Source organism: Cedecea sp. B1(4), assembly GCF_059414925.1.
On sequence record NZ_JCAHMZ010000189.1, the window covers coordinates 1 to 560 of the forward strand.

Below are 560 nucleotides of genomic sequence, written 5' to 3' on the forward strand. Positions count from 1 at the left end.
ATGCCCACCAGACCGAATTGCAGTCAGCGCGCGGCGAGAACGAGTCCAAGGACTTCATTCTCGAGCATGTCTACCAACTGGCGCCGAGATCAATTCGCAACCCGGTCGACTTCTGGCGCGAGCTGCTGCGCATGCACTTTGCCAACCGCTCGTTGCCACCGCTGTTTGCCGAGCACGCGGCAGACATCGTCCAGGGTAAAGGCTTGTTCGCGGGCCTGCCGGTCGCCACATGGCTGGAATCCAAGAGCGCGCTGCTGCGCGTGGTGCAGGATGCGTGGTACCGCTATCTGAAGACCCTGGGGCTGGATGGCACGCGTACAGGGGAGCCGCCACCACCAGACTACGTCGCCAAGATCGAGATTCCGTTCGATCACTCCGATGTGCAGGTGCTGGTCGACTCCATGTTCCTCGACGGCAGCTTGCATCCGCTCGCGGTTCACAGTGTTCCGGCGGGGATGCCGAGTTGGATCAAGGCTGGCATTGTTCAGGACCCGGCGGCACTGCAGGCATTGGTGCTCAAAGGCATCGATGGCCTGATCGAGACGACCCCAACAGCGGCC

At 62.1% G+C, this 560-nt stretch carries 1 protein-coding gene; it reads left to right on the forward strand.

All coding sequences use genetic code 11. The features are described from left to right. The coding region (locus tag ACR6JA_RS22575) for a hypothetical protein (RefSeq protein WP_494599682.1) at positions 1-560 on the forward strand (560 nt) is incomplete at both ends.